This is a genomic window from Streptomyces sp. 15-116A, assembly GCF_025290915.1.
Lineage (GTDB): Bacteria > Actinomycetota > Actinomycetes > Streptomycetales > Streptomycetaceae > Streptomyces.
The window spans coordinates 52,194-75,604 of the sequence record NZ_JAOCQE010000001.1 but is presented as its reverse complement, the minus strand read 5'-3'; the positions used below and the strand labels follow the sequence as shown (position 1 = coordinate 75,604).

The window sequence follows — 23,411 nt, the reverse complement described above, 5'->3', positions numbered from 1 at the left end:
GCATTCAAGGCATTCCTCCACGGCGACTCGGGTCTGGCCGTATGGTGGGACTTGGCATGCGGCGGGGGCCCGTACCGGGCTCGGTGCGGTTCCGCCTCGACGGGACGTGAGGGGGTGGAGGGGGTGCCTGTCCGCGGTGGTCGGCGCGCCGTCTTGGTCACGACGGTGCTGGCCCTCGCGGTCTTCGCCGGTGCGCTGTCGCTGCTGAGCTGGAACCGGGCGAACCAGGTGGCCGGGGTCGTCTCCGCGGTGGTCGGCATGGCCGCCCTGGGAGTCGGCGTCTGCGCGCTACTGGCCCCGACCGGGAGCACGTCCGTACAGGTGTCCAGAACCGGGCGTGCCACGGCCACCGGTGGCGGGGATGCCAACACGGGTGCTGTCGCCTCCACACCAGCCGGTGAGGTCTCCGTCGAGGAGACCGGTGACGCGCGGGCGGACGGCGGCAGTGCGAACACCGGTTACCGGCGGCAGGAGTAGCGGCGCATCCGATGTTCTTCCTCAGACGTGCTGCGGTGCGCAAGTCGGGTGGATCCTCCGCCGAGGGAGCCGGAGCCTTCGCCAACAGCGGCGTGATGATCGACAGCTCCGTGCAGGTGTTTGCGGGACGCGCCGCTGTCTCAGGGTATCTCCTTAAGGTGGAACAGGCCCTCGCCGCCGCCGACTTCCGGGGGCGTGAGAGCGAACTCGCCCAGCTGGCCCGCTTCAGCGCGCACGATGTCCCCGTAGACCATCCCGGCGCCGGCTACTGGCGCTGGGTGGCCCCGGCGTGGGCGGGGAAGTCCGCCCTGCTGGCGCACTTCGTCATGCACCCTCCACCCGGCGTCGATGTCGTGTCGTTCTTCATCACCTCCCGCATGGCCGGGCAGAACGACGCCGCGGCCTTCTGCGAGGTCGTCCAGCGGCAGGTGTACGCCATGCTGGGCGAGGCAGAACCGCTGACCACCCCCGCCACGCGAGACGAGCTGATGCTGCTCGCGCTGCACCGCGCCGCACAAGGGTGCGCGGCGCGCGGCCGACGGCTCGTGCTCGTGGTGGACGGGCTGGACGAGGACCGCGGCGTGACCGCTGGTCCCGACGGCCACAGCATCGCGGCGCTGCTGCCACGCGTCCCCCCGCACGGCATGCGAATCCTCGTCGCCGGCCGTCCGCATCCGCCGATACCGGGGGACGTGCCCGCAGACCACCCCCTGCGCAGCACGCGGATCGACCACCGTCTGGAGCCCTCCCCGCACGCCCGCGCGGCGCGCCGGGACGCCGAGCGGGATCTGGTGCGACTGCGAGACGGCGCTGGACTGGGCTGGGACCTGGCCGCTCTGACCGTCGCGGCAGGAGGCGGGCTGAGCGCCCACGACTTCGCTGAGCTGACCGGGAGCCCGGCGCGGCTGGTCGAGCGCGAGCTGTCCGCGGTGAACGGCCGCAGCTTCCGCCGGCGCTCTGGGCACTGGACATCCGCCGGTCCGCACCTCTTTCTCTTCGCACATGAAGAGATCCGGCGCGGCGCGGCGGAACTGTTCACGGACCAGGAGCTGGCGACCCACCGCAGCCGTCTGCACCGGTGGGCGGACTCCTACCGGCGCGCGGGGTGGCCGGAGGAAACCCCCGAGTACCTGCTGCGCGGCTACGCCCAACTGCTGCACGAACAGGGGGACACATCTGGGCTGGTGGCGCTGGCCTGCGATACCCGGTGGCAGGAACGGCTGTGGCAGGCGTCCGGGGCGGCTCTGGAGGCGCTCAGCGCGGTGTTAGCCGCGTTCGATCTGGTGCTGGCGGACGGCGTGCGCCGCGGCGATCAGGACGTGTCCGTGGCCCTGCGACTGGCCGCCGCGCGGGACGGGCTGCACGATCGGACGGCGCCTCTCTCCTCCGACCTGATCGCCCTGTGGGCCCGGTGCGGGCACCCCGTGCGCGCCGTTCATCTGGCCGAGTCGCAGCGCGACGCGTGGGACCGGGTGGCAGCCCTGAGCGCCATCGCCGGCGCCATGGCCGCCGCCGCACGCCTGGATCAGGCGGCCGCCCTGCTCGACGGAGCGGACAGCACCGAAGCCCGGGACCGCTTCCTGGCGGCGATCGCCAAGGGCCTGGCGGACTCCGGCCGGACCGCCGAGGCCCTGCGGACGGCCCGCCGTATCACCGACCCGGAGCTCAGGGCAGAAGCTCTGGTCGCTGGCATCGGGGCACTGTCCACGGTGGCGAGGAGCGCCGCGGCGGCTCAGGAGACGGCCGGGATCCGGGCAGCCGATGCGGTTCCTTGGGCGCTGGAAGCCGTCGACGCGGTCATGGCAGTGCCCAACACCGTCTCCCGGAGCGCCCTGGGCGCCTCACTGGCCGCCGCGCTCTCCTGGCTCGGCGAGCATGGCCGAGCCCTGGCGCTGGCGGAGCGTGTCGTGGCCAGTTCGGCCGACTCCGGCGACACGGTCCGGCGGGCGCAGTACCTCGCCCTGTTCGCCCGGGGGATGTCCACGGCACCGGGGCTCGCCGCGCAGGCCGCCGAGTTCGCCGTGACGTCGGCCCAGCTGGCAGCGGACGTCAACGACCCCGACGGCGTGAGCTGGGTCTACCCCGAGGTTGCTGCGGGCCTGGAAGCGACTGGGCACCACCAACAGGCGATCGACTTGGGCAGCCGTTTCCTGAACAATCCGGAGGAGAGCCTGGTCGAGATCGGCATCGCGGCCGCGGAAGCCGGTGACCTCGACCGAGCTCTGGAGCTGACTGAGCGGATCACGGAACCCGTCTACCGGGCGCGCGTCCTCAACGCCGCTGGCAGGACGGCGGCGGGGTTCCGTGACGCGGTGCAAACGCTGCGCCTGGCCCGGGACGCCCGCGAGGCCACCGACGAGGTGCCCTACCTCCAATGGCGGGTGGCGCTTTCGGCCGACACCGCCGACTTCCTGCTGCGGGCGGGCCAGAAGGAACGTGCCCACGCCGTGGTCGAGCGGGCGACGAACTTGGCGCAAAGGGATCGAAGGCTCGGGGTAACCACCCTCATCAAGCTGGCCGTCGCAGTTGGCCAGTCCGGGCAGCGGGACGACGCAGCCCGCCTCATACACCGCGCCGAACAGGCCGCCGCCGCGTCCGACGGTTACGCACGCGTCCTCGACCTCGCGGAGGTAGCCGAGGGCCTGCACCACACGGGTCGCCCGACGGAGAGGGACGAGCTTCTGCGCCGCGTACTCCACGAAAGCCGGACCCTGGCAGATCCTGCCGAGCGCGCCGAGGGCCTGCGACGAGTGGCCGAGGCATTCGGCCGCACCGGGAATCCGGACGGAGCAGTAGAGCTGGCTCAGGAGATCCTGAGCCTGGCAGGAACCGCCCACAGCCCCTCCCGCCGACGCTGGGACACGTACGCCGCCGCCGGTGCCCTCCTCGCGGCGGGCGATATCGACGCGGTGCTCAGGCTGGAGGGCAGCCTGCCGAAGGACGCGGTCGACGAGATCCTCACCGGTGTCGTGAAAAGGCTCGTGGACGCCGGTGATCTGGCCGCAGCAGAGCTGATCACCAACAGGCAAGCAGACGAGCGCGCCCTCGGCTACCTCGCGGCGGGCGCCGCAGCCACGGGAGACGTCACCCGCGCCGCCGCGCTGCTGGAGGAGATCAGCACTCCTGTCCTGCGCGAGGCGTCCACGCCGGCCGTCGTCAAGACGCTCTGCCAGGTGGGTGCCCGCGCGGCGGCCCGCGCCCTGGCCGATGCCCTCACCGCGCCCGAGCACCGCGCCAAGGCGCTCGCAGCGATCGCCCAGTCGCTCGGCCCCTGCCCCCAGGGACGCCTCGTGCTGGTCGAGGCACTGTGCTGGGGCCCATGGGAACAGGTGACTGAGGAGATCACCGGTGTGGTGCCGGAGCACCTGCCCCTCCTGGCGGACCTCGTGCCAGCGGAAGGCTAGGGTCCGCCTTCAAAGATCATCGGGTAGTGATACATGGTGGGGGTACTCCGTCATAAACTCACTGACCGGCAGTGGAAGTTGCTGGCTCCGCTTGCGCTGGCATAACCAAGTCCCCCTGTGCCGATGGACCAGCAGCTCGGTGAAGATCAGGTGCAAGAAGCCCGTTGTAGCCGGTGCTGATCTGGGCGGTGCCGGCCATGAAATACCGGTCAGAAGTGGACGAAAGCCAACGCCTTGTCGGCGTGCTCAGTCAAGTTGAGCGTCGGTTCGGCCGAAGTCATTCGCCAGTGATCAAGTCATACCGCTGTATCGGGATCGATGGGACGGTTGTGCGGTGCCGTCCCGGGTGGGGGTCTGACTCGTGAGATTTTTGACCGAAGTGTCCAGTCACGGACCTGTCGACTGCCGTTGAGGGATGTTGCCTGCCACCGAGCCACAGGGCGTGTCCCCATGGGGGGCCTTGCCGACGATCAGGCGCCATCACAGTTCAGACCGCCCGAGCAGCCCGGTGCCATCACCCTGCACCTCACATAGCGGGAGGCGAACCACCATGACGACCAGACAGCGCAGCACCTCCTCAAGGACGGATCCGCCGGCTCGGCGCGAGGTCGTCCTGGGCGTGGACACGCACGGCGAGGTACACGTCGCCGCCGTTATCTCCTCGCTCGGGAAGATCTTAGGCACCGAGTCCTTGCCGGCGACGGCGGCCGGCTACCGGCAACTGCTTGTCTGGGCCATCAAGCGGGGGACGGTGCGCCGGGCCGGCGTGGAGGGCACGGGCACTTTCGGCGCGGGCCTGTCCCGCTACCTGCTGGCTCAGCACGTCGAGGTGTTCGAAGTGAACCGGCCCGACCGGTCGGCCCGCCGGTTGCTCGGCAAGTCGGACCCGCTCGATGCGCAGGCCGCCGGACGGGTCGTGCTCAGCGGTCGCGCCCGGGCCCAGGCCATCCGGCGACGGACCTGTGCACGCCGCCCGGATCTACAAACTTGCCAAGGACTCCGCGGTCAAGGCCCGCACCCAGGCGATCAACCAGCTCAAGGCCGTCCTGGTCATCGCCGACCCCGCCCTGCGGGAGCGGTTGTCAAGCTTGGGCGATGCCGAGCTGTTCCGCACCTGCGCGACCCTCAACCCACCCGATGGTGGGGGAGACGAGGACGCGGTTGCCCAGGCCACCCACATGACATTACGCATGCTCGCCGAACGCATCGAACAGCTCACCGGACAGATCGACGAGCTGAACCAACGCCTGACCCGGCTCGTCGAACACCACGCCCCACAGCTGCTCGAACCGGTGGGCATTGGCCCGGACAGCGCCGTCACTCTCCTGATCACCATGGGAGACAACCCCGAGCGACTGAACACCGAAGCGTCCTTTGCTGCCCTTTGCGGAGTCAGCCCCATCGAGTACTCCTCTGGCCGGCGGTGCACGCGTCGGCTCAACTACGGCGGCGACCGCCAGGCGAACGCTGCCCTGCACCGCATCGTGTTCACCCGTCTGCGCCACGACCCGCGAACCCGGGCGTACTACGAACGCCGCACCCAGGAGGGCAAGACTCGACGCGAGATCATCCGATGCCTCAAGCGGTATGCCGCCCGCGAGGTCTTCCACCTGGTCAGACCGGTTTCCCACACCCCTGCGTTGTAGGGGCGTTCGTGTGTCAGCTGTCGGGGGCCGGCCGGACGAGGCCGCTCTGGTAGGCGAGCACGACCAACTGCGCCCGATCGCGTGCGTGGAGTTTGGTCATCGCGCGGGAGACGTGGCTGCGCACGGTTAGGGGGCTGAGGAGCAGCTGGTCGGCGATCTCGTGGTTCGATCTGCCCAGTGCAGCGAGTGCGGCATCCGCACCGTGGCCGCGGGCGACTCCCTGCTCTCACCCACGGCCACCCGTTCCCTGATCACCCGCTTCCTGGCCACCCCGGCCGACCACATGCCCCTCACCGCGCCGGAACGCCTCACCCTACTCACCGAACGCGAACGCGAGATCATGGCCGGCCCCGGTTGGCGACGAGCGAAACATAGACCGTGATCGCCGGTTGGCCAAACCGGCGATCACGGCAATCCTTGGAGGAGCTCGTCAGCCCCCGGGCTTGGTGTTCGACATGAACACAGAAGGCTGCGCTGGGGCTCCCACACTCCAAGGAAAGCGAGTAGTCCTGTCTTATCCGATCAAGAAGCTTGCCCCCAATGCCAAGGGGAAGGTCCGGTACCGGTTCGTGGTCGACGCAGGGCCCGATCCCGTCACCGGGAAGCGTAAGCAGCTGACGCGTACCTTCGGCACGTTGAGGGAGGCGAAGGCGGAGTACGCGAGCATCGTGCATCGTCGCTACGAGGCGGAGCAGGCGCCGTTCAGTCAGGTCACGGTGGGCGAGTGGCTCGATCAGTGGCTGGCCATGAAGGCGGAGGATCTGGAAGAGAGCACTGCCTACAGCTACACCATGACCCTGGCCCGGGTCCGCGGAAGGCTCGGGCACATCAGGCTCCAGGACCTCACCGAGGACCACGTCGAGGCATGGATGCGATGGGCGCTCCAGGAGGGGCGTGGGCGGGGAGGGAAGCCGGGCACCGGCCTGGGGGCGACCTCGGTCGAGATGTCGCTGGCCCGGCTGAAGGAGGCGCTTGACCGGGCAGTGACACGGGGCCTGGTCCGGGTCAACGTCGCTCGCGAGGTGACCGTTCCCCGTAAGGCACGCAAGGCAGAGCGCAGGGCCAGGGCGGCAGTGCCGCCGTGGAGCGTCGCGGAAGTACACGCCTTTGTCCGTGCGATCGCAGGCGACCGCCTGCAGGCACCGTTCCTTCTCGCTCTGATGGGCCTTCGGCCGGCGGAGATCTGTGGCATGCGCTGGACGGACATCGACCTGGACGAAGCCACCGTGTCCATCACCAACACCCGGACGGTCATGGGGAACGACATCGTGGTGGAGAAGACCACCAAGTCACCCGCTGGTGAGCGGAAACTTCCTCTGCCGGCTCCGGTTGCGGCTGCCTTGACCGCGTTCCGGGATGCTCAGGCAGACGAGAAGACGGTGGCCGGGCACGGGTACGAATGCAGCGGCTACGTTCTCGTAGACGCCCGGGGCAGGGCGCTCAACGGACGCCAGCTGCGTGAGCGGGCCTACAAGGTCATGGACCGCAGCGGGCTGCGCCGGGTTCGTCTGTACGACGCCCGTGCGAGCTGCCTGACGTACCTGGCGAACCACGGGGTCCCGGACCACCTTCTCGCCCGGTGGGCCGGCCACGCCGACGCCCGGACCACGAAGCGCTGGTACGTGAAGCCGGATGTGGAGGATCTGCGGCCGGCGGCGGAGACGTGGGGAGGTCTGGCGAGTGGGTCCGCCCCCGTTCACGAAGAGAATGTGAGATGTGGGAGCGTGAACGGGTGAGTGAGAAGAACGTCGACAGCATGCAATACCGCTTTGACGGGCCGGAACAGGCCCCGGTCCTGGTCATGGGGCCGTCCCTCGGTGCTACATGGCACAGGTTGTAGAGACTGTCCGTGGGCGTCCACGTCAGTCCACGGTGTGTGCGTAACAGCAGGTCAGGGCCTTGCGGTCCGAAGACGTCGGTGTAGTTGGTGACAGACGCGTGACAGCGACGTGAGACGACGAGGCCCCACCGGGGATCCGGCGGGACCTCGTCGTGACTTGTCTAGTGCGTCGGGTGGCACCCGCTGCGGGCGTCGTTGTACTCCGGATTTCCGCTCTCGAGCACACGGAGCAGGGACGCCGTGACGACGCGCGTCTTACGGCCGATGCGTAGCACGCGGCACGGAAAGCGTCCGCTGCGGACCAGCTCGTAGCCCTTTGCTCGTGAGAATCCTAGCGCCCTTGATGCATCCTCCACGCTTCCCGTTCCGTCCCAGGTGGCGCTGATGTAGGTAGGGCTGTAGCGAGGACTCAGTGTCCCGTCGATCTCCGTGGGCATTCCAGCTTCTTCGGTCTTGGCGGCGGGTGTCGTCCGTGTGTACGGAGGGCCCCCGCCGCGGGTGGTCGCGGCTACCACCAAGAATCCGCGCCATTGCCGGTTTGGCTAACCGGCGATTCGGAGCTATGTTGCCCCGCATCCCAATAGAGGCCCCGTCTAATGGTGTGAAGCACAACGCTGGGCGGAGCGGCCAGCGTTCAGGACATCGCGATACTCCTCAGCACTGCGACGGACGGCATCAGTCGGTCGGGATGCAACGCGAACACGCCTGTTTCCAGCGCCTCGGCGGCCGGGTCGGAGCTCGCGACTCGTGCCAGGCTGCGGCTCGGCGGTATTAGCGGTGGAACTCGGACGGTCTGCTACGACAAGTTCGCGCCTGCTGTCGGACTCACAGGCCAGCCCGGATGACTCACCAACCGAACTCCATCTGAATTGGGATGCCGTCGGTGGTTTCAGTTTGGATGGCCGGGGCGACCTCGATGGGCACGCCGAGCTGAGTAGCAATAGGGGTGTACAGGTCTGTGGTGACCTCTGGGGTGCGCAGTGAGATCAGAAGGGCGTAGCTGACGGGCAGGCCGATCCGGTCGCTCCGTTTGTTTGCCTTCCACCAACCGCCGACGGGATAGACCGCGAGGGCGCCACAGTCGGCGAGTTCGGTGGCTGTTCCGCGCCAGATATCCGCATGCAGGGAGCCGAGGTTGCGGAACCGGGGGCCGACCAGCCAGCGTATGTCAGACTCGAATGCCTTCGGGTTGCCGAGTCCGTCGCTCTCGTGTTCGGCATGTTCGGCCAGTCTGCGTTGGAAGGCGTCACTGGACTCGGTGGGGCCCTTGATGGCGAAGCGAAGGCCGTGTGAGGCGTAGCTGTAGCGGCCGAGCATGCCGCGCCGGCCGGGGTTGGGTTCGATCATGTACGCGAGGGTCACGCGCAGGTCCACGGGTGTGTCGGCCAGTTCACGCAACTGTTCAAGCGGCCACGGCAGCTCATGGAGCTTGAGTTCGGCCAGTCGGACCTGCCCGCCCTTGAGTCGTTTGAGGGGCACCAGGGCGTCTTGAACGATCATCGTGACGGCGTTGGCGGCGCTGCTGCGGATGCGCTCGGCGGTGGGCACACCCCAGCCGTAGCGGCGGATCACCTGCCGCATGATCTCGCCCTTGGCCAGTTTGGGGGTTCCGGTCCTCTTGAACAGGCCCTGCTCGACCATGGCCGGGGTCCACTGGGCTTCGTGTACCAGGAGCGCGCGGACCGCTTCCGGCCGCAGTCCGGGGTAGGCGCTCATCGCCGTTGCGGCCAGTGCAGCCGCCTGAGCGGTGGCGGCGCTCGTGGCGTTCGTCCAGGCCAACTGCCTCGCGGGATCGTGGTGGGTGGTCGCCACGCTTACCAGTTCATGCTCATCCAGGTAGCTGTCGTCCGGGGCGACGAGCAAGTTGCCACCCTCCAGGACGATGTCGGGCTTGGTGACAGCTGCGTTGGTGAGTGCCACCGAGGTCCGGCTGAACGGTGAAAGGCTGCCTGGGGCGACCAGCGGTCGGTACCCGCGGAATACGGGGATGTTGGGGACGGCGTCCAGGTGCGTGCAGGCGCCGACGGTGAGAACGTTGTGTGCCTGGGCGGGTTCCTCGATGCGCGACAGGTCGGAGAGCAGCAGAGGGTCGAGTGCCCCCTCCTCGGTGCGCATTTGCTGGGGCACGGCGCCGCGAATGTTGCCGGCGCTGACGATGATCAGCCGTGATGCGTCCGGCTCCGGCGCTCCGATGAGTTCGATGCGGTCGTCCCGCACGTTTACGTCCGTACCAGCCGCTAGAGCGTCCAGGGTGGCCGACCACAAGGTCGCCGTTCCGTCGACGCCGTTCTCACCGTGGCCGGACTGCCGGGTGACAGCCATGGAGAAGACCCGGCCGGACGGAATGGGACCCCCGTTGCCGATCTCGGCGGTCGCTACTGCGTTCGCGGTGGTCTCGGCGCAGGTCCGTGGGGACGTGGCCGGTGTGTGGTTGTCGTCAAGAATCTTCACGGACTCCAGGCCGTGGCCGAGAACTACCGGGCCGTTTGACTCAAGTGCGGCAGCGAAGTCACCGAAGAGAGCGAGTCCGGCCATCTGTGTACCGTGCCCGGTGCGATCGGCCGGCGTACTGCCCGGCAGTACTGTGTAGGCGCGCTCGTGCAGCGCGGGCTTGAGTAGCGCGTGCTCCTGGGCTATGCCCGTGTCCAGGATGCACACCGCTGGGGCCTGTGGATCCGCCGGCTGTATGCGCTCGGCGAGCTCTTCGACGAGGTCCACGCGAAACGCGCGGTCGACGGCGTACAGGCCCTCGGCGAAGGTCGGCCTGCGGATCTCGGCAGGACAGGCGTTCGTAGCCAGCAGCACCGTTAGCTCTTCGCCGGTCGTCGCGACATGCGCGACGAGACGCTCGCCCACATGGATCGCCCGTTCGCTGATGCGCCACTGTCGCTCGGCGGCCAGCGCTTTCAAGGCGGTGACCGGATCCGTCGGCGAGATCCGTGGATCGAACCACAGCTCCCACCATCGCTCCTCGTCCAAAGGTGGCAGGCCCTGCCGCTCCTGCCAGAGGTGCTCCAGCAGCGCTCGGCGGATCTGCTCCATGTTGGCCACCAGCGGGGCCTGCTTGGGGTTACCTGCGTCGGTGTCTTCGGTGAAGGCATTGATCCGCTGCGTGAACGAGGCGACCTTGTGGAAGGGGATCCACACCACAGCATCCTGCGGACCGTCGTCTGTCTGCGGGTGGCTGCTCATAAGGGTCAGGCCCGAGCCGTCCAGACGCTCCAGCACCAGAAGGTGGTCAGGGGCCGCCTCGATCCGCACCGCAAAACCGTCCGGCTGGAAGGCGGCGGGTATCTCCTGGGCGAGCTGTGCCGACTCCCGTTCGGCCGTCTCCAGGCCGCCCACCAGCGCAGCGACATGCCCATGGCGGTCTTCGCGCCGGACCAAGCTCGGCCCGCCCCCGCCAGCAGGCTCGGAGCGCGGTGTCAGCGTCGTGGCCCGCCAGGGCACCACCAGGTGCGGCGTCGCTCTCGCGGGAGGGGTGGGCTCAGGCATGGTGGGACGCGTGCCGCTCGGCCAGCGCTGCCAGCAGCAGCTGTTCGTCCACCACGTCCCGGTCGGTCAGGATGGCCCGCTTGGCGGCGGCTTCTGCCGCTTTGACCAGCTCCGCATGGCTCAACCCGCATGCACTGTCTGTCACGGCGTCCCACCGTACTGTCCCTGTGTCCATTCCGGCTAGCCGTCGCTGTATCACCTGCACGGCTTCTTCGGCGGTAGGCGGACCATAGGTGGCGATCATGTCGAAGCGGCGGAACAGCGCCCGGTCCAGAAGCTGGTGATGATTGGTACCCGCCACGACCAGGCTTTCCGAGGGGGCTTCGTCCAGGAACAGCAGGAACGAGTTCAGGATTCTCCGGGCTTCACCGACGTCGTTGCCCGCGGCCCGCTCCGCCCCCAGAGCGTCGAACTCATCGAAGAGGTATACCGCTCTCGTCTGGGCGACGGCGTCGAAGACCAGGCGGAGCTTGGCCGCAGTCTCACCCATGAACCGGCTGATCAACCCGTCTAGACGGATGGTGAACAACGGCAGCTTCAGCTCACCGGCTAGGGCGGCGGCGGTCATGCTCTTGCCGGTTCCTGGGGGGCCGGACAGCAGGATCCGGTGCACGGGGGTGAAACCGAAACGCTCCAGACGGGCGCGTTGCCGCTGTTCGTGCAGCACCCGGTCCAGCGATGCGCGTAGTTCCGAGTCAAGGGTCATGTCGTCGAGCTGGATGTCGGGATAGCCCGCGGTCAGTAGACTCGACAGCTCGCCCCGGGGCTGCACTACTGGAGTGGCAGCGCGGCCACCAGTTCTGCTCTGCTTTGTTCGGGCGGCCTCGACGAGTTCCCTCAGCTCCACAGCGAACTTCCCCTGGCCCTGGCGCGCCGACTTTGCCGCCACCTGCAAGGCGACGCTGTAGAAAAGATCGTCGTCCGCTGAGGCGTGCGCGCGCACCAGGGCCTTCAGGTGGTCGGCGTTCGCTGCCATACGCCTGTCACCCTTCCCTGCCGCTGTCAATGAGGACCGCTGGATCTGTACCCAGGAGCCGGTGGAAGCACCAGCGTCTGCATCGTACGGCCCGGGCGGACCGGTTGCTGCCGGGATCGGCCGGTTGTCTGAGAGCCCAGAAAGACGCCGAGTCCGACAAGCGGCCGCGGGCCACTACCTGAAGATCATGACCGACGTGGAGCTTCCCGACCGAGAAAACGGTGTCGCCTTCATCCGGTAGCCGGTGAATAAACTCGGTGAAACTACGACGGTCTGAACAAGGTGCGCGCGGTCCTCGACCCGGCGGCTGTGCCTACTGGGCGCCGCTTCTTCCGTGCCGCCGTAGGTCTCGACCGGATGCAGCCGCCGTACCGGGCGAGTCAGAGCCGCCGTGCGTCGCACGGGGCTGGTCCTCGACGAGGCAGACTCCTTGCCTTCGCCGTTCAGCCAAGGTGGTCGGCCAGCTCACGCTCCAGCGCGGCCTTCGGCTTGGCGCCGACGATCGTCTGGACGACTTCGCCGCCCTTGTAGACGTTCATCGTCGGGATGGACATCACGCCGTACTTGGCGGCGGTGTCCGGGTTCTCGTCGATGTTGAGCTTCACGATCTCGATCGCGTCGCCGTGCTCGGCCGCGATCGCCTCCAGGGAGGGGGCGAGCTGGCGGCACGGGCCGCACCAGGCTGCCCAGAAATCGACGAGCACGGGCTTGTCGCTCTGGAGGACGTCCTGGTCGAAGGAGTCGTCGGTGACGTTCTTGAGGGCCATGTGGGTCTCCTCGTACGGGGTGGAACGGGCTGCCGTCAGGCGACCGCGACGACCTCGGCGGGCACGGGCGCGTCGGACAGGGCCGCGAGATACCGCTCGGCGTCGAGCGCCGCGGCGCAGCCGGAGCCGGCCGCAGTGATGGCCTGGCGGTAGGTGTGGTCGACGACGTCGCCGGCGCCGAAGACGCCCGGGACGTTCGTGCGCGTCGAGGGCGACTCGACCTTCAGGTACCCCTCGGAGTCGAGGTCCAGCTGGCCCTTGAAGAGCTCGGTGCGCGGGTCGTGGCCGATGGCGATGAACAGGCCGGTCGCGGCCAGCTCACGCGTCTCGCCGGTCAGGGTGTCGCGCAGCGTCATGCCGGCCAGCATGCCGTTCTCCTCGTGGAGCGCGGCGACCTCGCTGTCGAAGGCGAAGGAGATCTTGTCGTCGGAGAAAGCGCGGTTCTGCATGACCTGGGAGGCACGCAGAGTGGAGCGCCGGTGCACGACGGTCACCGACCGGGCGAAGCGGGTGAGGAAGGTGGCCTCCTCCATGGCGGTGTCGCCGCCGCCGACGACCACGATGTCCCGGTCCCGGAAGAAGAAGCCGTCGCAGGTCGCGCACCAGGACACACCCCGCCCGGACAGCTCGTCCTCCTTGGGCGGGCCGAGCTTGCGGTAGCCGGAACCCGTGGCGACGATCACCGTCTTCGCGCGGTGGACGGTACCGGCGGTGTCGGTGACGGTCTTGATGTCACCGGTCAGGTCGACGGCGACGATGTCGTCGTCGATCATCTCGGCGCCGAACCTCTCGGCCTGGGCCCGCATGTTCTCCATGAGCTCGGGACCCTGGACCCCGTCGGGAAAGCCGGGGAAGTTCTCGACCTCGGTCGTGGTCGTGAGCGAGCCGCCGACGAAGATCGCGCCGCCGAAGACGAGGGGGTTCAGACTGGCGCGGGCGGTGTAGAGCGCGGCGGTGTAACCCGCCGGCCCCGACCCGATGATGATGACGTTGCGTATGTCCGCGGTGGTGCTCATGCCTGCGGCTCCGGGGCGATCTCCTTGATCAGGCCCTCGACCAGCACCTTGATCTCGTCGCGGATGGGGCGGACGGCCTCGACGCCCTGGCCCGCCGGGTCCTCCAGCTGCCAGTCCAGGTACCGCTTGCCGGGGAAGACCGGGCAGGTGTCGCCGCAGCCCATGGTGATACAGACGTCGGACTCCTTGACCGCGTCCACGGTCAGCATCTTGGGCACCTCGGCGGAGATGTCGATGCCGACCTCGCGCATCGCTTCCACGGCGGCGGGGTTGACGTTCTCGCCCGGGTTGGAGCCGGCGGAACGGACCTCGACGCGGTCCCCGGCCAGGTGGGTCAGCCACGCGGCGGCCATCTGCGAGCGGCCAGCGTTGTGGACACAGACGAACAGCACGGAGGGCTTGTCGGACATCAGGAGGTCTCTCTTGTCTCGCGACGACATCAGGCGCACATGACGTCAGCACCCGGTGGTGTCAGCCACCACTGATGTGAGAGTATCAGTACATGATGACGTCAGTCGACACTGACCTGATCCGGGTTCTGGCGGACCCGCTCAGGTTGCAGATCGTGACCCTGCTCGCCAAAGAGACGCTGTGCACCACCCACCTCGTGGAGGAGACGGGTGCCCGGCAGACCAACCTCTCCAACCACTTGAGAGTGCTGCGCGAGGCCGGTGTCGTCGAGACGGAGCCGTGCGGCCGTTACACGTACTACAAGGTCCGCCCGGACGTCATCGCCTCGCTCGCCGGCCAGTTCGCCGACCTGGCCGAGTCCGCCCGCACCGCCGCCGAGAACAAGAGGGCCTGTCCGTGACCCGCACCGAAGCGCCCGCGACGACCACCGAGGAGTCCTCCGTCGTCGCGAAGCTGTCGACGCTCGACCGCTTCCTCGCCGTCTGGATCCTCATCGCCATGGCCGTCGGCCTCGGCCTGGGCCGAGCCATCCCGGGCCTGAACGACGCCCTCGCCAAGGTCGAGATCGGCGGCATCTCCCTGCCGATCGCCATCGGCCTGCTGATCATGATGTATCCGGTCCTGGCCAAGGTCCGTTACGACAAGCTCGACGCCGTCACAGGCGACCGCAGGCTCATGGCCTCGTCGCTGGTGATCAACTGGATCGTCGGACCGGCGGTGATGTTCGCGCTCGCGTGGATCTTCCTGCCGGACCTGCCCGAGTACCGCACCGGCCTGATCATCGTCGGGCTCGCCCGCTGCATCGCGATGGTCATCATCTGGAACGACCTCGCCTGCGGCGACCGTGAGGCCGCGGCCGTACTCGTCGCGCTGAACTCGGTCTTCCAGGTCCTGGCGTTCGGCCTGCTCGGCTGGTTCTACCTCGACCTGCTGCCCGGCTGGCTGGGCCTCGGCGACGGCGAGCACCTGGACATCTCCATGTGGAAGATCGCCCTCAACGTCGTCATCTTCCTCGGCGTCCCACTGCTCGCCGGGTTCCTCACCCGCCGCATCGGCGAGAAGAAGCTCGGCCGAGAGAAGTACGAGTCCAAGTTCCTGCCGAAGATCGGCCCGTGGGCGCTCTACGGCCTGCTGTTCACGATCGTCATCCTCTTCGCCCTGCAGGGCAGGACCATCACCTCGCAGCCCTTCGACGTCGCCCGCATCGCGCTGCCGCTGCTGGTGTACTTCGCCGTGATGTGGGCCGGGACCTTCCTGCTGGGCAAGGCGATCGGTCTCGCCTACGACCGCACGGCCACCCTCGCCTTCACCGCCGCGGGCAACAATTTCGAGCTGGCCATCGCCGTCGCCATCGCCACCTTCGGCGTCACCTCCGGCCAGGCCCTCTCCGGCGTCGTGGGACCGCTCATCGAGGTGCCCGTACTGATCGGCCTCGTCTACGTGTCCCTGGCCTGGCGCAAGAAGTTCGCCCCGTCCGCTCTGACCACTGAGGGCAGGGGCCACTGATGCACTGCCTGGACTGCCGCGCACAGGGAACGACCAGCACGGCCGTCGGCGTCTGCCACGGCTGCGGAGCCGCCGTCTGCCACGAGCACACGCGCGTCACCCCGCGCGGCGTGCGGGGAGGACCCCTCCTCGGACGACCCGCTGAGGTCACGGCGGCGCGCACCATCCGGTGCACCACGTGTGCGGCGGCACAGGCGGCATGACACAGCACACCGACGTAGTGGTGATCGGCGGCGGCCAGGCAGGGCTCGCCGCCGGCTACCACCTGCGCCGCCAGGGCCTGGACTTCGTCGTCCTCGACGCCCAGGCCACCCCGGGCGGTGCCTGGCAGCACACCTGGGACTCGCTCCACCTGTTCTCCCCGGCCGCCTTCTCCTCGCTCCCGGGGTGCCTCATGCCACCGCAGCCGGGTCAGGAGTACCCGGAGGCCGGGCACGTGGTGGACTACCTGAGCGACTACGAGAAGCGGTACGACCTCCCCGTGCAGCGACCGGTCCGGGTGATCGGCGTGCACGAGGACGGACGGCTGCTGCGAGTGGAGACCGAGTCCGGCGCGTGGCACGCCCGTGCGGTGATCAGCGCGACCGGTACGTGGTGGCGTCCCTTCCTCCCCGCCGTCCCCGGCCGCGGGGACTTCGGGGGCAGGCAGCTGCACACCGTCTCCTACCGCGGACCGCAGGACTTCGCGGGCCAACGCGTGATCGTCGTCGGGGGCGGCAACTCCGGCGCGCAGATCGCCGCCGACCTCGTCCACGACACCGAACTGACCTGGGTGACCCAGCGTCCGCCCCGGTACCTCGCCGACGACATCGACGGCCGCGCCCTGTTCGACGCGGCCACCGCCCGACGCCGCGCCCTCGACGAGGGCCGCACTGACACCGGCGGCGTCGCCTCGCTGGGGGACATCGTCGCCGTACCGCCCGTGCGCGAGGCCCGTGACGCCGGGCGGCTCAAAGCGTCGCCCATGTTCACCCGCCTCGACCGCGATGGCGTCGCCTGGGCCGACGGCACGCGCGCGCCCGCCGACGCGGTGATCTGGTGCACCGGCTTCCGACCTGCCCTCTCACACCTGTCCCCCCTCGGCCTGCGCGGCCCGCGCGGCCACATCCCCACCCAGGGCACGCGCGCAGTGGCGGACCCGCGGCTGCACCTCCTCGGATACGGAGACTGGACGGGCCCCGCCTCCGCCACGCTCATCGGCGTCGGACGGCCGGCCCGCGACGCGGCGCGGGAAATCGCCGGGCTTCTCGACAGCGAAAGGTGATCCGCGTGCGCTACCGAACGGCCAGCAGCTGTCCCATCGCCGCCAGCACCGACGGCTCGACCCGGTAGTAGACCCAGGTGCCGCGCCGCTCGGACGTGAGCAGGCCGGCTTCCTTGAGCTTCTTCAGGTGGTGGGAGACGGTCGGCTGGGAGACGCCGACGTCGGAGATGTCGCACACGCACGCCTCGCCGCCCTCGTGGGAGGCGACGGCCGAGAACAGCCGCAGCCGCACCGGGTCGCCGAGGGCCTTGAACATGCGGGCGGTCCGCTCGGCCTCCTCGGCGGTGAAGGGGCGCTCGCTCAGTGGCGGGCAGCACGGCACCACCGCGGCGGCGGGGGCCTCGGATCGGTCCAGAAGCGGCAGTGCCCTGACGTTCGACATACGTCTATGTTGACACACGTCGAACTAGAGCGGCCAGAGTCAGCGGGCGCCGAGGTGGGCGATGAGGCGCCGGACGACCCGGGCGGCGTCCCTGCCGACCCCGCGCAGGGTGTTCGAGGAGAGGCTGCGCTGCCATTCCAGGCCGACGTACGCCAGTCCGGGATGGGTGGTCGACAGCCCCTCCCGGTGGCGCGGGTGGCCGTCGGCGTCGAGGGCGCCGAGCGGGCGCAGATAGCCGAGGTCGGGTCGATAGCCGGTGGCCAGGACGATCGTGTCGATCTCCTCGGTGGCGCCGTCGGTCCATGTCGCCTTCGTGCCGTCGATCGCGCTGAACACCGGGCGCAGGTCGGGGGCGCCGGCTGCGACCGCGGCACGGTAGCGGCCGTCGTCGATCACCAACTGTGTCGGCGGCGTGCGCAGGAACCTGCCCACCGGCAGGGTGTCGAGCCCTGTCCGCTGCAGCCACCAGTGCAGGTCCCGGCCCAGCGGGCGCTGCCGGGCGAACCGCACCGGATGCCGGGCCGCGAGCGTCACCCGGGCGTGTGCGGCCAGCTCGGCGGCGATCTGCGTCGCCGAGTTGCCGGCCCCGACGACCACCACCCGCTGCCCGGCTAGTGGCTCTGGCCTCCTGTACTCGGCGGTGTGTAGCACGGTGCCCGTGAAGTCGTCCAGCCCAGGGAGAGCAGGACGGTGAGGCCGGCCGAAGGTTCCGGAGGCGGCCACGACACCCCGGGCCGTCATACGGTCGCCGGTTTCCAGGGTGAGGCTGAAGGCTCCGTCGCTCATGCTCACCTCCTGCACGCGCGTGCCGGTGCGGACGTCGGCGTCCAGGCGTTCGGCGTAACGCAGCAGGTAGGCGACGACCTCGTCCCGGTGCGGGTAACGGTCCGGGTCGCCGCCGAACGGCAGACCCGGCAGGGAGCTGCGGGCCGCGGGGGAGAAGAGGGTGAGGCTGTCGTAGTAGCGCGGCCACGACCCCGCCGGCTGCTCGGACACCTCCAGGATCACCGGTGCCAGACCCTGCTCGCGCAGGGCGTGCGCGGCGGCCAGTCCGGACTGACCTCCACCGATGACCACCACGTCGACGTGTTCCATGCCTACTCCCTCGGGTTACTCAGATCTGCGGTTTCGATGAATGTCTATGTTGACGTCCATCGAATCAGGTGTCATGCTGATCTCGCAAGGGATCGACAGATGTCGAAGCAAAAGGGAGTGTCGTCGCCGTGTCCAACACCAGCGTGTCCACCACCGACCACCAGCAGCCCGTCGTGGTCATCGGCGCCGGCCCCGTCGGCCTGGCCGCAGCCGCGCACCTCGTCGAGCGCGGCATCGAGCCCCTGGTGCTGGAGGCCGGCCACTCCGCTGCCACCGCCGTGCGCGAGTGGGCGCACGTCCGCCTGTTCTCGACCTGGGCCGAGGTCACCGACCCGGCCGCCGAGAAGCTGCTCGCCCCGACCGGCTGGGTCCGCCCCGAAGGGGCGACGTACCCGACCGGCGGCGACTGGGCCGAGCGCTACCTCCAGCCGCTCGCCGACGTCCTCGGCGACAAGGTCCGCTACGGAGCCACCGTCACGGGCGTGGCCCGCGCCGGCCGCGACCGGATCGTCGACTCCGGCCGCGAGGAGCAGCCCTTCACCGTGCACATTGAGACGGCGGACGGCGGCGAGGAGCGGATCACCGCCCGCGCCGTCATCGACGCCTCCGGCACCTGGTCCGTGCCCAGCCCGATGGGCGCAAACGGCATCCCCGCCCTCGGCGAGAAGAAGACGGCCGAGCACATCACCTACCGCGTCCCCGACCTGACGGACCCGGCCGTCCGAGGCCGCTACGCCGGCAAGCGCACGGCGGTCGTCGGCTCCGGTGCCTCCGCCTTCACCGCCCTCGCCTTGCTCGCCGACCTGGCCGGGGAAGAGGCGGACACGCACGCGGTCTGGATCCTGCGCCGGGGCATCGGCGAGGCCACGTACGGCGGCGGCGAGGCCGACCAGCTCCCGGCCCGCGGCGCACTCGGCCTGCGTGCCAAGGCGGCGGTGGAGAAGGGGCACGCGAGCGCCGTCACCGGTTTCCGTACGGAAGCGGTCGAACGGGACGGCGACCGGCTGGTCCTGGTCGCCGAGGACGGCCGCCGTCTGGACCCGGTCGACGAGGTCATCGTCCTGACCGGCTTCCGCCCCGACCTCTCCTTCGTCTCCGAGCTCCGTCTCGGCCTCGACGAGCGCCTCCAGGCCCCGACCGCACTCGCCCCGCTGATCGACCCGAACGTCCACTCCTGCGGCACCGTCTACCCGCACGGCGTCAAGGAGCTCTCCCACCCGGAGCAGGACGTCTACCTGGTCGGCATGAAGTCCTACGGCCGCGCCCCAACCTTCCTCGCCATGACCGGCTACGAGCAGGTCCGCTCCATTACGGCCGCCCTCGCCGGAGACCACGAGGCCGCTGAACGCGTCGAGCTGACCCTGCCGGAGACCGGCGTATGCGGCGGCGCTGGCCTGTTCGACGAGCGGGAAGCCGAGCAGAGCGGCGAAGGCGGAGGTTGCTGCGCCGCCCCCGCCACCCTGCAGATCGGTGTCGGTGCCCCGGCCGCCTCCGGCGGCTGCTGACACACCGACCCGTCCCCAGGAGGTTCACCATGTCCCGCGTGCAACTCGCCCTACGAGTACCGGATCTCTCCGCGTCCGTCGCCTTCTACACGAAACTCTTCGGTGTCGAGCCCGCCAAACTCCGCGACGGCTACGCCAACTTCGCCATCACCGAGCCCCCGCTCAAGCTCGTCCTGATCGAAGGCGAGGCGGACGCGGCGACCCGCATGGACCACCTCGGTGTCGAGGTCGGCAGCACGCAAGCCGTCCACGCGGCCACCACCCGGCTGAGCGCAGCGGGGCTGGTGACGGCCGAGGAGAGCGACACGGCCTGCTGCTACGCCCTGCAGGACAAGGTCTGGGTCCACGGCCCCGGCCAGGAGCCCTGGGAGGTCTACGTGGTCAAGGGCGACGCCGACACCCTGACCAAGCAGAGCGCTGGCCCTGCCGACGCCGAGGAAGCGGCTGACGCCGCCGGATGCTGCTGATCCGCCGATGACCCACCTGCCCACCAGTGAGGCCGTGACCGGAACAGGGGACCGGTCACGGCCTCGCGCCGCCCTGCCCGCCCTGTGCGCCACCCAGATCACCAGCTGGGGAATCGTCTACTACGCCTTCCCCGTCCTGAACCCGCGGATCACCGCCGACACCGGCTGGTCGGCCACCACCACCACCGGTGCCTTCTCAGCCGCACTGATCGTTTCTGCACTCGCAGGCATACCCGTCGGCCGCATCCTCGACCGCCGTGGTCCCCGTACGGTCATGACCGTGGGCTCGATTCTCGGCGTCACCGCCGTGCTCGCCCTCGCCTACGCCCCCAACCTGGCCGTATTCACGGCTGCCTGGCTGCTGGCGGGCCTGGCCATGGCAGCGACCTTCTACCAGCCCGCCTTCGCCGCAGTCACCCGCTGGTGGGGCGAGGACCGAGTCCGCGCGCTCACCGTGGTCACATTGGCCGGCGGCCTGGCCTCGACGGTCTTCGCACCTCTCACGGCCGCGCTGGCCGAGCACCTCAGCTGGCGACACACCTACGCACTCCTCGCCCTGATCCTCGCGCTCGTCACCGTCCCCGCACACGCCCTGGCGCTGCGTGCCCCATGGCCGCCCCTGCCCACCCACACCAAGCAACACGCCGGCGACAGCAAAACGGTCGCTCGCAGCCGCCCGTTCCTGACGCTGGCAGCCGCGCTCACTCTCAACGGCTTCGCCACGTTCGCCGTCGTCATCGCACTCGTCCCACTGCTGACCGAGCGAGGCATGAGTCCCACGGCAGCCGCGTGGGCCCTCGGGCTGGGCGGCGCAGGCCAGACGCTCGGCCGTGCTCACTACTCCGCCCTGGTGCGCCGCACCTCGGTCACCACACGCACGGTCGCCCTGATCGTGGCCGGCGGCGCAACCACCGAGTCCCTCGCGATGACCCCTGGCCCATACCCGCTCCTGGTCCTACTGTCCGTCATCGCCGGCATGGTCAGGGGAAACCTCACGCTGCTCCAGGCCACCGCCATCACCGAACGCTGGGGCGCCACCCACAACGGCACGCTGTCCGGCCTCCTCGCCGCACCGGTCACGATCGCCGGCGCCCTCGCCCCCTTCGCCGGCGCCGCCCTCGCGGCAGCCCTCGGCGGGTATCCCGCCCTCTTCTGGGTCCTGGCGGGAGTATCACTGGGTGCCGGCCTGTTGGCGGCGGTTTCCAGCAGGCGCTGATCGGTGCTTGGGACGGGGGCGCTCTGCACGGAGTTGCTCGTTCACTTCGGGTTGATGAGTCCGACCTTCGGAACGAAGCGCCCGCTCCGCCGTGCGTAGGAGACGTAGGCGTCGCCGTGGGTGCGGCGGAGGTAGGGCTCCTCGACGACCCGCACCTGCAGTTCGACAGCAACGGCCAGTGCCGCAAGCGCGATCAGCGCGACAGCGTTGGGCACCATGAGGGTCAGTCCGAGGCCGGTGAAGGCCATCGCGGTGAAGATGGGATTGCGCACGTACGCGAAGGCCCCGTTTGTGACGAGTTCGGTGCGCTCGTCGGCGTCCACGCCGACGCGCCACGAAGTACCCATCGCCCTCTGCGCGACCAGGGTGCCCAGGATGCCGACGATGGTGATCGCCGTGCCGACGCCGTACACCACCGAAGCGTCCTCGACGACACCCGGCAGGCCGGCAAGGGCCGCAAGGGGTGCGGCGACGGCGCCGAGCAGCGCGACCACGAAGAGCACCCCCGCCCACCAGGCCGCTGATCCAGCACTTCCGGACAGGCCGCGGAAACCGGTGTCGCCCGTCAGGCGGCGCTGAACCAGCGAGCGGACGCCGAACGCCGCCACCAGCCATACCAGGTACAGGCCGAGTGCCGCCCACGCCCAACCGGTCATCCGCCGCTCGCCTCCTCCTGAGTTCCGCAGCAGGCGTAGCCCGGACCGCAGCCGCACCCATCAGGCGTCGTGCGTATGGCAGCCCCGTCAGGACCCGCCTTTGGAAGAGCGCCGGCCGGAACCGCGCAGCAGTCGTCTCCACGCCACGCCTCCCGGCCTTCCTTGACCGCTACGGCGGCGATGACGAGAGCCGCGATCGGGTCCGCCCAGGACCATCCGAGCAGGGAGTTGGCGAGCAACCCGGTCAGCAGAACGCCCGAGAGATACGTGCACAGCAGAGTCTGCTTCGAGTCGGCGACGGCTGAGGCCGGCCCCAGTTCGCGTCCGGCGCGGCGCTGGGCGCTGGAGAGGAACGGCATGATGATCAGCGAGAGAGCGGCGAGCACGATACCGGGCGTGGAATGCTCGGCCTCACCCGTGCCGGTGAGGGCTCGAACGGAATCAACGGTGACATAGGCGGCGAGCGCGAAGAAGGAGACGGCGATGATGCGCAGCGCGGTCTTCTCGCGTGCCTCGCGCACGGTGTGGTCGGCGGCGGAGAATTGCCAGGCGACGGCCGCGGCGGAGGAGACCTCGACGACGGAGTCAAGCCCGAAGCCGATCAGGGCCGTCGAGGAGGCAAGGCTGCCCGCAGTGATCGCGACGATCGCCTCAATGACGTTGTAGACGATGGTGGCGCTGACCAATAGCCGTACTCGTCGGGTCAGGCGGGCACGGCGCTCGGGAGCCGGCCCGAGGGATATTGCCGTGGCCATCAGCAGCAGCCCTTCTGGTCGGCCTCCAGGCAGGTGCGGTCGGCCTCGACGGCCAGGACCGCGCCGCGCAGGTCGTCCAGGGCATGGCCGAGGCGCGGGTCGGCCAGTTCGTAGCGCACCCGTCGGCCTTCGGGCACGGCGACGACGATGCCGCAGTCGCGCAGGCACGCGAGGTGGTTTGAGAGCCGGGTGCGCGAGATCTCCAGTTGCTCGGCCAAGTCGGCCGGATGGGCGGGCGCTTTGCTCAGGGCGAGCAGGATGCGACAGCGGATCGGGTCGGCGAGCGCGCGGCCGAAGCGTGCCAGGGCGTCGATGTCGGTGGCGATGGACAGCATGTTTTGACGATACAGAAGACTGTGGATTCAGGAAAGCCTGAACTGTAGCCGTCTCTGAATCGTTCTCGATCTCCTGCTCCCCGAGGGCCGCGTGCCTTGGCTACGATCGGGCCGTGAGTAACCGGCATGGGGACTTCCGAGGCGCGGCCAGCCGAGTGGCCCCGCTTCGACTGCTGCGCTGGGGCGCTCTGTTCGCTG

The 23,411-nt window shown here is 69.4% G+C and carries 22 protein-coding genes and 4 pseudogenes; 14 read left to right on the top strand and 12 right to left on the bottom strand.

Annotation, left to right across the window (positions count from 1 at the left end; all coding sequences use genetic code 11):
- Positions 1-153: 153 nt before the first annotated feature.
- From N4P33_RS00400 to N4P33_RS35475, 4 genes and pseudogenes are all read left to right on the top strand, one after another.
- Positions 154-477 carry a hypothetical protein gene (locus N4P33_RS00400; protein ID WP_260824143.1) on the top strand — a complete coding sequence of 108 codons (324 nt, stop codon included), beginning with the start codon at positions 154-156 and terminating at the stop codon, positions 475-477.
- Positions 478-635: 158 nt separating this feature from the next.
- On the top strand, positions 636-3,881 hold the full coding sequence (locus tag N4P33_RS00395) for a hypothetical protein (RefSeq protein ID WP_260824142.1): 3,246 nt from the start codon (positions 636-638) through the stop codon (positions 3,879-3,881).
- Between the two features lie 415 nt (positions 3,882-4,296).
- Positions 4,297-4,773 (top strand): annotated as a pseudogene (locus N4P33_RS35480) (transposase); the annotation flags it as partial.
- Between the two features lie 70 nt (positions 4,774-4,843).
- Entirely contained in the window at positions 4,844-5,527 is a 684-nt protein-coding gene (locus N4P33_RS35475) for a transposase (RefSeq protein WP_313904420.1), read from the top strand.
- Positions 5,528-5,540: 13 nt separating this feature from the next.
- Here the strand turns inward: N4P33_RS35475 and N4P33_RS00385 are convergent.
- Positions 5,541-5,717: pseudogene (locus N4P33_RS00385) on the bottom strand (response regulator transcription factor); the annotation flags it as partial.
- Between N4P33_RS00385 and N4P33_RS00380 the strand changes: the two are divergent.
- The 3 genes and pseudogenes from N4P33_RS00380 to N4P33_RS35615 form a co-directional block, all read left to right on the top strand.
- Positions 5,718-5,873 (top strand): annotated as a pseudogene (locus N4P33_RS00380) (DNA-binding response regulator); the annotation flags it as partial. It abuts the pseudogene before it with no gap.
- Between the two features lie 100 nt (positions 5,874-5,973).
- Positions 5,974-7,263: a tyrosine recombinase XerC gene (xerC, locus tag N4P33_RS00375; RefSeq protein WP_260824164.1), complete on the top strand. Its 1,290-nt coding sequence runs from the start codon at positions 5,974-5,976 to the stop codon at positions 7,261-7,263.
- Positions 7,242-7,358, top strand: a pseudogene (locus N4P33_RS35615) (3-oxoadipate enol-lactone hydrolase); the annotation flags it as partial. The gene xerC and the pseudogene N4P33_RS35615, both read left to right, overlap by 22 nt.
- Positions 7,359-7,528: 170 nt before the next feature.
- Here N4P33_RS35615 and N4P33_RS00370 read toward each other — a convergent pair.
- The 6 genes from N4P33_RS00370 to N4P33_RS00345 form a co-directional block, all read right to left on the bottom strand.
- The gene (locus N4P33_RS00370) at positions 7,529-7,804 is read right to left on the bottom strand and encodes a helix-turn-helix domain-containing protein (protein ID WP_078884543.1); all 276 of its coding nucleotides are present in this window, start codon (positions 7,802-7,804) and stop codon (positions 7,529-7,531) included.
- A 409-nt stretch (positions 7,805-8,213) separates the two neighbouring features.
- Positions 8,214-10,862, bottom strand: coding sequence for a S8 family peptidase (locus N4P33_RS00365; protein WP_078884542.1), 2,649 nt, complete (start codon positions 10,860-10,862; stop codon positions 8,214-8,216).
- Complete coding sequence (locus N4P33_RS00360; RefSeq protein WP_061441697.1) at positions 10,855-11,838, bottom strand: AAA family ATPase; 984 nt, start codon at positions 11,836-11,838, stop codon at positions 10,855-10,857. Before N4P33_RS00360 ends, N4P33_RS00365 begins: the two co-directional genes overlap by 8 nt.
- A gap of 443 nt (positions 11,839-12,281) precedes the next feature.
- A complete protein-coding gene (gene trxA, locus N4P33_RS00355) occupies positions 12,282-12,605 on the bottom strand; it encodes a thioredoxin (RefSeq protein ID WP_061441696.1) in 324 nt (107 codons plus the stop codon).
- Between the two features lie 35 nt (positions 12,606-12,640).
- Positions 12,641-13,621 carry a thioredoxin-disulfide reductase gene (trxB, locus tag N4P33_RS00350; RefSeq protein ID WP_061441695.1) on the bottom strand — a complete coding sequence of 327 codons (981 nt, stop codon included), beginning with the start codon at positions 13,619-13,621 and terminating at the stop codon, positions 12,641-12,643.
- The gene (locus tag N4P33_RS00345; protein WP_061441694.1) at positions 13,618-14,031 is read right to left on the bottom strand and encodes an arsenate reductase ArsC; all 414 of its coding nucleotides are present in this window, start codon (positions 14,029-14,031) and stop codon (positions 13,618-13,620) included. Before N4P33_RS00345 ends, trxB begins: the two co-directional genes overlap by 4 nt.
- Before the next feature lie 92 nt (positions 14,032-14,123).
- On the opposite strand from N4P33_RS00345, the gene N4P33_RS00340 reads away from it, so the two are divergent.
- The 4 genes from N4P33_RS00340 to N4P33_RS00330 are packed head-to-tail and all read left to right on the top strand — an operon-like array spanning position 14,124 to position 16,802.
- On the top strand, positions 14,124-14,432 hold the full coding sequence (locus N4P33_RS00340) for a helix-turn-helix transcriptional regulator (RefSeq protein WP_061441693.1): 309 nt from the start codon (positions 14,124-14,126) through the stop codon (positions 14,430-14,432).
- On the top strand, positions 14,429-15,538 hold the full coding sequence (gene arsB / locus N4P33_RS00335) for an ACR3 family arsenite efflux transporter (RefSeq protein ID WP_061441692.1): 1,110 nt from the start codon (positions 14,429-14,431) through the stop codon (positions 15,536-15,538). The genes N4P33_RS00340 and arsB overlap by 4 nt, the downstream gene beginning before the upstream one ends.
- Complete coding sequence (locus N4P33_RS35610; RefSeq protein WP_078884541.1) at positions 15,538-15,741, top strand: DUF2180 family protein; 204 nt, start codon at positions 15,538-15,540, stop codon at positions 15,739-15,741. Before arsB ends, N4P33_RS35610 begins: the two co-directional genes overlap by 1 nt.
- A complete protein-coding gene (locus N4P33_RS00330; RefSeq protein WP_061441691.1) occupies positions 15,738-16,802 on the top strand; it encodes an ArsO family NAD(P)H-dependent flavin-containing monooxygenase in 1,065 nt (354 codons plus the stop codon). Before N4P33_RS35610 ends, N4P33_RS00330 begins: the two co-directional genes overlap by 4 nt.
- A gap of 10 nt (positions 16,803-16,812) precedes the next feature.
- Here the strand turns inward: N4P33_RS00330 and N4P33_RS00325 are convergent, their stop codons facing one another.
- Both N4P33_RS00325 and N4P33_RS00320 read right to left on the bottom strand, forming a co-directional pair.
- Positions 16,813-17,184, bottom strand: a complete 372-nt coding sequence (locus N4P33_RS00325) for a helix-turn-helix transcriptional regulator (protein ID WP_061441690.1) — start codon at positions 17,182-17,184, stop codon at positions 16,813-16,815.
- 39 nt (positions 17,185-17,223) lie between these two features.
- Entirely contained in the window at positions 17,224-18,279 is a 1,056-nt protein-coding gene (locus N4P33_RS00320) for an NAD(P)/FAD-dependent oxidoreductase (RefSeq protein ID WP_061441689.1), read from the bottom strand.
- Positions 18,280-18,407: 128 nt separating this feature from the next.
- On the opposite strand from N4P33_RS00320, the gene N4P33_RS00315 reads away from it, so the two are divergent.
- From N4P33_RS00315 to N4P33_RS00305, 3 genes are read left to right on the top strand one after another with little or no spacing between them, the layout of a single operon-like run.
- Positions 18,408-19,784 (top strand): NAD(P)-binding domain-containing protein, encoded by a 1,377-nt coding sequence (locus N4P33_RS00315; protein WP_181849372.1) that lies wholly within the window; start codon positions 18,408-18,410, stop codon positions 19,782-19,784.
- A gap of 29 nt (positions 19,785-19,813) precedes the next feature.
- Positions 19,814-20,251, top strand: coding sequence for an ArsI/CadI family heavy metal resistance metalloenzyme (locus N4P33_RS00310; RefSeq protein ID WP_061441688.1), 438 nt, complete (start codon positions 19,814-19,816; stop codon positions 20,249-20,251).
- A gap of 7 nt (positions 20,252-20,258) precedes the next feature.
- The gene (locus N4P33_RS00305) at positions 20,259-21,467 is read left to right on the top strand and encodes an MFS transporter (protein WP_260824141.1); all 1,209 of its coding nucleotides are present in this window, start codon (positions 20,259-20,261) and stop codon (positions 21,465-21,467) included.
- Between the two features lie 41 nt (positions 21,468-21,508).
- On the opposite strand, the gene N4P33_RS00300 is transcribed toward N4P33_RS00305, so the two are convergent.
- The 3 genes from N4P33_RS00300 to N4P33_RS00290 are packed head-to-tail and all read right to left on the bottom strand — an operon-like array spanning position 21,509 to position 23,213.
- The gene (locus N4P33_RS00300) at positions 21,509-22,123 is read right to left on the bottom strand and encodes an isoprenylcysteine carboxylmethyltransferase family protein (RefSeq protein ID WP_061441686.1); all 615 of its coding nucleotides are present in this window, start codon (positions 22,121-22,123) and stop codon (positions 21,509-21,511) included.
- On the bottom strand, positions 22,120-22,878 hold the full coding sequence (locus tag N4P33_RS00295; RefSeq protein WP_061441685.1) for a cation transporter: 759 nt from the start codon (positions 22,876-22,878) through the stop codon (positions 22,120-22,122). The genes N4P33_RS00300 and N4P33_RS00295 overlap by 4 nt, the downstream gene beginning before the upstream one ends.
- Entirely contained in the window at positions 22,878-23,213 is a 336-nt protein-coding gene (locus N4P33_RS00290; protein ID WP_061441684.1) for a helix-turn-helix transcriptional regulator, read from the bottom strand. The genes N4P33_RS00295 and N4P33_RS00290 overlap by 1 nt, the downstream gene beginning before the upstream one ends.
- Positions 23,214-23,411 lie beyond the last annotated feature (198 nt).

What these genes read in the sequence shown, in the direction of transcription:
- N4P33_RS00325 (WP_061441690.1), bottom strand. Translation starts at nt 17,184, where the DNA reads ATGTCGAACGTCAGGGCACTGCCGCTTCTGGACCGATCCGAGGCCCCC.
- trxA (WP_061441696.1), bottom strand. Translation starts at nt 12,605, where the DNA reads ATGGCCCTCAAGAACGTCACCGACGACTCCTTCGACCAGGACGTCCTC.
- N4P33_RS00305 (WP_260824141.1), top strand. Translation starts at nt 20,259, where the DNA reads ATGACCCACCTGCCCACCAGTGAGGCCGTGACCGGAACAGGGGACCGG.
- N4P33_RS35610 (WP_078884541.1), top strand. Translation starts at nt 15,538, where the DNA reads ATGCACTGCCTGGACTGCCGCGCACAGGGAACGACCAGCACGGCCGTC.
- N4P33_RS00300 (WP_061441686.1), bottom strand. Translation starts at nt 22,123, where the DNA reads ATGACCGGTTGGGCGTGGGCGGCACTCGGCCTGTACCTGGTATGGCTG.
- trxB (WP_061441695.1), bottom strand. Translation starts at nt 13,621, where the DNA reads ATGAGCACCACCGCGGACATACGCAACGTCATCATCATCGGGTCGGGG.
- N4P33_RS00340 (WP_061441693.1), top strand. Translation starts at nt 14,124, where the DNA reads ATGATGACGTCAGTCGACACTGACCTGATCCGGGTTCTGGCGGACCCG.
- N4P33_RS00310 (WP_061441688.1), top strand. Translation starts at nt 19,814, where the DNA reads ATGTCCCGCGTGCAACTCGCCCTACGAGTACCGGATCTCTCCGCGTCC.
- N4P33_RS00330 (WP_061441691.1), top strand. Translation starts at nt 15,738, where the DNA reads ATGACACAGCACACCGACGTAGTGGTGATCGGCGGCGGCCAGGCAGGG.
- N4P33_RS00360 (WP_061441697.1), bottom strand. Translation starts at nt 11,838, where the DNA reads ATGGCAGCGAACGCCGACCACCTGAAGGCCCTGGTGCGCGCGCACGCC.
- N4P33_RS00320 (WP_061441689.1), bottom strand. Translation starts at nt 18,279, where the DNA reads ATGGAACACGTCGACGTGGTGGTCATCGGTGGAGGTCAGTCCGGACTG.
- N4P33_RS00345 (WP_061441694.1), bottom strand. Translation starts at nt 14,031, where the DNA reads ATGTCCGACAAGCCCTCCGTGCTGTTCGTCTGTGTCCACAACGCTGGC.
- N4P33_RS00290 (WP_061441684.1), bottom strand. Translation starts at nt 23,213, where the DNA reads ATGCTGTCCATCGCCACCGACATCGACGCCCTGGCACGCTTCGGCCGC.
- N4P33_RS00370 (WP_078884543.1), bottom strand. Translation starts at nt 7,804, where the DNA reads ATGCCCACGGAGATCGACGGGACACTGAGTCCTCGCTACAGCCCTACC.
- N4P33_RS00365 (WP_078884542.1), bottom strand. Translation starts at nt 10,862, where the DNA reads ATGCCTGAGCCCACCCCTCCCGCGAGAGCGACGCCGCACCTGGTGGTG.
- N4P33_RS00295 (WP_061441685.1), bottom strand. Translation starts at nt 22,878, where the DNA reads ATGGCCACGGCAATATCCCTCGGGCCGGCTCCCGAGCGCCGTGCCCGC.